The 3896-nt window shown below is 75.6% G+C and carries 3 protein-coding genes; 2 read left to right on the top strand and 1 reads right to left on the bottom strand.

Features of this window, described 5'->3' with window-relative positions:
* Nucleotides 1-267 precede the first annotated feature (267 nt).
* The gene (locus VE546_RS21275; RefSeq protein ID WP_324924763.1) at nt 268-2340 is read left to right on the top strand and encodes a neutral/alkaline ceramidase; all 2073 of its coding nucleotides are present in this window, start codon (nt 268-270) and stop codon (nt 2338-2340) included.
* Between the two features lie 81 nt (nt 2341-2421).
* Here VE546_RS21275 and VE546_RS21280 read toward each other — a convergent pair whose 3' ends face one another.
* The gene (locus VE546_RS21280; RefSeq protein ID WP_324924760.1) at nt 2422-3045 is read right to left on the bottom strand and encodes a hypothetical protein; all 624 of its coding nucleotides are present in this window, start codon (nt 3043-3045) and stop codon (nt 2422-2424) included.
* A 698-nt stretch (nt 3046-3743) separates the two neighbouring features.
* On the opposite strand from VE546_RS21280, the gene VE546_RS21285 reads away from it, so the two are divergent.
* Nucleotides 3744-3893 (top strand): hypothetical protein, encoded by a 150-nt coding sequence (locus VE546_RS21285; protein WP_324924761.1) that lies wholly within the window; start codon nt 3744-3746, stop codon nt 3891-3893.
* Nucleotides 3894-3896 lie beyond the last annotated feature (3 nt).

Below are 3896 nucleotides of genomic sequence, written 5' to 3' on the forward strand. Positions count from 1 at the left end.
CGCGGCGACCTTCCCCGAGGGGCGTCCGCGCCTCCCGTCGTCCGCACCGTTGTCTGCTCCCTCCGCGAGTGTCATGCTCACATCGAACCGCGGATGAACCGGCGGTAACCCCCCGCAGAAGCGGCCCGAGACGCACCGTGAGGAGCGCAGGTGAGCGATCCCCGAGCCCAGCGGCACGAGTCGTCCGACGAGGTGCCGGGCGGTCCGGCTCCCGGTCCGGGTGGTCCGGTCCCCGGGCCGGACGGTCCGGGCGGCAGCCGCCGCGGCGTGCTGCGCGCCGGGGCGGCACTGGCCGGACTCGGACTGGCCGGACTCCCGCCGTCCACGGCGTCCGCCACCGGCCGTACGCCCGCGGACGCGGTCGCGCGGGAGTCCGCGGACACGCCGGAGGCGGGCTCCTACCTGGTGGGACGCGGCATCGCCGACGCCACCGGCGAGGTGGCCGAGGTCGGGCTGATGGGCTACGGGCGCACCGACCAGCAGGCGGAGGGGCTGCACACGCGCCTGCGGGCGCGCGCCTTCGTCATCGCCGACCGCACCCCGGACGGCGGCGCCGGGGAGCGGGTGGCCCTGGTCGTGGTCGACTCCCCCATGATCTTCTCCAGCGTGCACCAGGCGGTGCTGCGCGGCCTGGCCGAGCGGTACGGCGGCCTGTACACCGCCCGGAACACCATGATCACCGCCACCCACACCCACGCCGGGCCGGGCGGCTACTCCCACCACCTGCTCTACAACCTCACCACGCTGGGCTTCCACGCCAAGACCTTCGACGCGGTCGTCCGCGGCATCCTGGAGGCGGTCGGCCGGGCCCACGCCGACCTGGCACCCGCCGACCTCGTCCTCACCCGCGGCGAGCTGCGCGACGCGAGCGTCAACCGCTCCCGCGCGGCCTTCGACCGCAACCCCGCCGACGTCCGGGCGTACTTCCCCGACGCCATCGACCCCCTCACCACGCTGCTGCGCATCGAGCGCCAGGGGCGGCTGGTGGGGGCGGTCAACTGGTTCGCCACCCACTGCACCAGCATGTCCGGCGACAACCGGCTGGTCAGCGCCGACAACAAGGGCTACGCGGCCTACCACTGGGAACGCGAGGTCGCCGGCGCGGACTACCTCGCCGGCACCGCTCCCGACGTGATCACCGCCTTCGCGCAGACCAACGCCGGCGACATGTCCCCCAACCTGGACCTGGCACCGCCGACCACACCGGAGGACTTCGAACGCACCCGGGAACTCGGCCTGCGCCAGTACCGGGCCGCCGCCGGCCAGCTCGGCCGTCCCGGCGCCCGTCTGGCCGGGGGCGTGGACTCCCGGCTGGTGTACGTGGACCTCTCCGACGTCACCGTCGAGCCGGAGTTCACCGGCGACGGGCGGACGCACCGGACCGCCAAACCCGCGGTCGGCGCGGCCATGGCCGCGGGCAGCACGGAGGACGGCCCGGCGTTCCCCGGCTTCGCCGAGGGCGAGAACCCGCTGTGGGACGCCGTCTCCCACTCGGTGGTCTACACCGTCTCGCCGGAGCTGCGCGACGCGCACGCGCCCAAGGCGATCGCCGTGCCCATCGGGGAGATGAACCGCGTCTACCCCTGGGTGCAGGAGATCGTCCCCGTCCAGTTGGTGCGGATCGGACGCCTGCACCTCATCGGCATCCCCGGCGAGGTCACCATCGCGGCGGGCCTGCGCCTGCGCCGCACCGTCGCCGGGATCGTGGGCACCGGGTTGGAAGACGTCCTGGTGGCGGGCTACGCCAACGCCTACTTCCACTACGTCACCACGCCCGAGGAGTACGACGCCCAGCACTACGAGGGCGGCAGCACCCTCTTCGGCCGCTGGCAGCTCCCCGCGCTCCAGCAGGTCTCGGCGCGTCTGGCGCGCGCCCTGCGCGACGGGCAGCCGCTGCCGACCGGGCCGGAGCCGCCCGACCTGTCCGCCGCGCCGCTCTCCTTCCAGCCGCCGATCGTGCTGGACGCACCGCAGCTCGGGCGGTCGTTCGGCGACGTGCTGACCCAGCCGCGCGAGAGCTACCGGGCCGGTGAGCGGGTGGTCGCCGTGTTCGCCGGCGCCCACCCCGGCAACGACCTGCACCGGGGCGGCACCTACCTGCGGGTGGAGCGGGCCGAGGGCGGCACCTGGCGCACGGTCGCCGACGACGGGGACTGGTCGACGACCTTCCGGTGGCAGCGCGACGGGATCGCCGCGTCGAAGGTGACCGTCACCTGGGACGTCCCCGCCACCGCCACGCCCGGCAGCTACCGCATCCGCTACGACGGCGACGCCAAGCCGCCGGTCGGCGCCCCCCGTTCCTTCTCCGGCACCACGCGCGCGTTCACGGTCCTGGGCTGACCGGACCGCTCACCGGACCGGCGGGCTGTCCGCGGCCGACGGGCTCCCCCCGCGGGCCGTACGCGACCCCGCCGGGGGCGGTCAGTCGGACAGGGCGGCCTCGGTGTCCGGCCCGCGGTGGGAGCCGAGGCGGCGGAGGAACTCGGCGCGGTGCAGCTCGGCGATCGGCGCCATCAGGTCCGGGTGCCGCAGCAGGGGCGCGGCCTGCCGGTCGAGCGCGTCGGGCGCGGTCAGCCGGCGGAAGTCGACGGACAGGCCCCGCGCGTGTTCGCAGTCCGCGACCGCGGACACCGCGGCCTGTGCCAGGCCGGGCTCGGTCAGCAGGCAGGCCGCCCAGCTCGCGAGGACCTCGTCCACCCAGGTGCGCCAGGCGTCCCCCTCGTCGCCGGGCTCCCGGGGGGCGGGGACCCAGGGGAGCCCGGCGGTCTCCGCGGACTCCGGGGTCTCCGGGACCTCCGCAGACTCCGGAATCTCCGGTGGTTCCGAGCCGGTGATCCGGTCCAGCCGCCGGGCGCCGCCCGGCCCCGCCACCGCGACCAGCGCGGCGTCCATCTCCGTCGGGTAGCGCAGCCAGGCCGCCACGGTGACCGCCTGCCGCGCCTGTGCCTCGGCCAGGGCGGCGCTGAAGACCCCGCCGGCGGTGGGATAGGCACGGACCAGCCACCGGGCGGTGGCGGCTATGACGGAGGAGAGATCAGCAGACACCTTGGTCCCGCATTCGGAGGAGCGGATTCCGGTCTTTGATGGTACCGACCCCTGCTCGGGCCGCCGGGGACGGTCCCGGCGGCGGTCCCAAAGCAGTGGCCGCACGTCCGCGCGGCCTGTGAGCGGGCGGGCTTCACCCACACGGGGAACCCGGAGGTTCCGCCGGTCGCCGGGACGGGCGACCTTCCGCGGCCGGCCGGCGCCCCCCTCCCCGGCCTCACCGCGCGGCGCACGCTCGGGGAGTGCGGCACGCGCTTCACGGTCCGCCCGGCGGGGGAGGACATCGGCCCGGCGCAGGTGGACACCGGCATCGCCCGGCCCGAGCGGATCGCACGGCTCGGCGGCCGGGCCGGCCCGACGCGCCTGACCCGTGCCGGTTTCCGGGAGTTGACCCGTACCGCGCGCGGCCGGCGGCATGCGGGGAGCTGAACCGGGGAAGCCGGTGCGGCGGAAAAGCGGTCTCGCCACACCCGTCCACGCCGGACTACGGTGGCCCGGGACGGTCGTGACGGACGTCACCGACGACACCGGAAGACGCCGGCGGACACCGCGGAAGCGGGCGGACGCCGGCGGGCACGGAGGAACGTGGCGAGAGGCACGGCGGAAGGAGACCTGCCGGTGAACTGCACCACGTGCGGCGCCAAGGTGATCCAAGGTCCTGACGGGCGCTGGTCCTGCGGCAACTGCGGGGCGAGCGGATGACCCCCTCCGACATCCCCGCCCCCGACGTCGCCGTGATGCACTGCGCCCAGTGCGGCTGGGCGGTCCTGGAGGGACCGCGGGGCGGCTACGTGTGCACCCAGTGCTTCCACACCGTCGAGCCCCCGGCCGCCCTCCGCGACGGCTGAGCC

The sequence above is a fragment of the Streptomyces sp. genome, assembly GCF_035644915.1.
Taxonomy (GTDB): Bacteria; Actinomycetota; Actinomycetes; order Streptomycetales; family Streptomycetaceae; genus Streptomyces.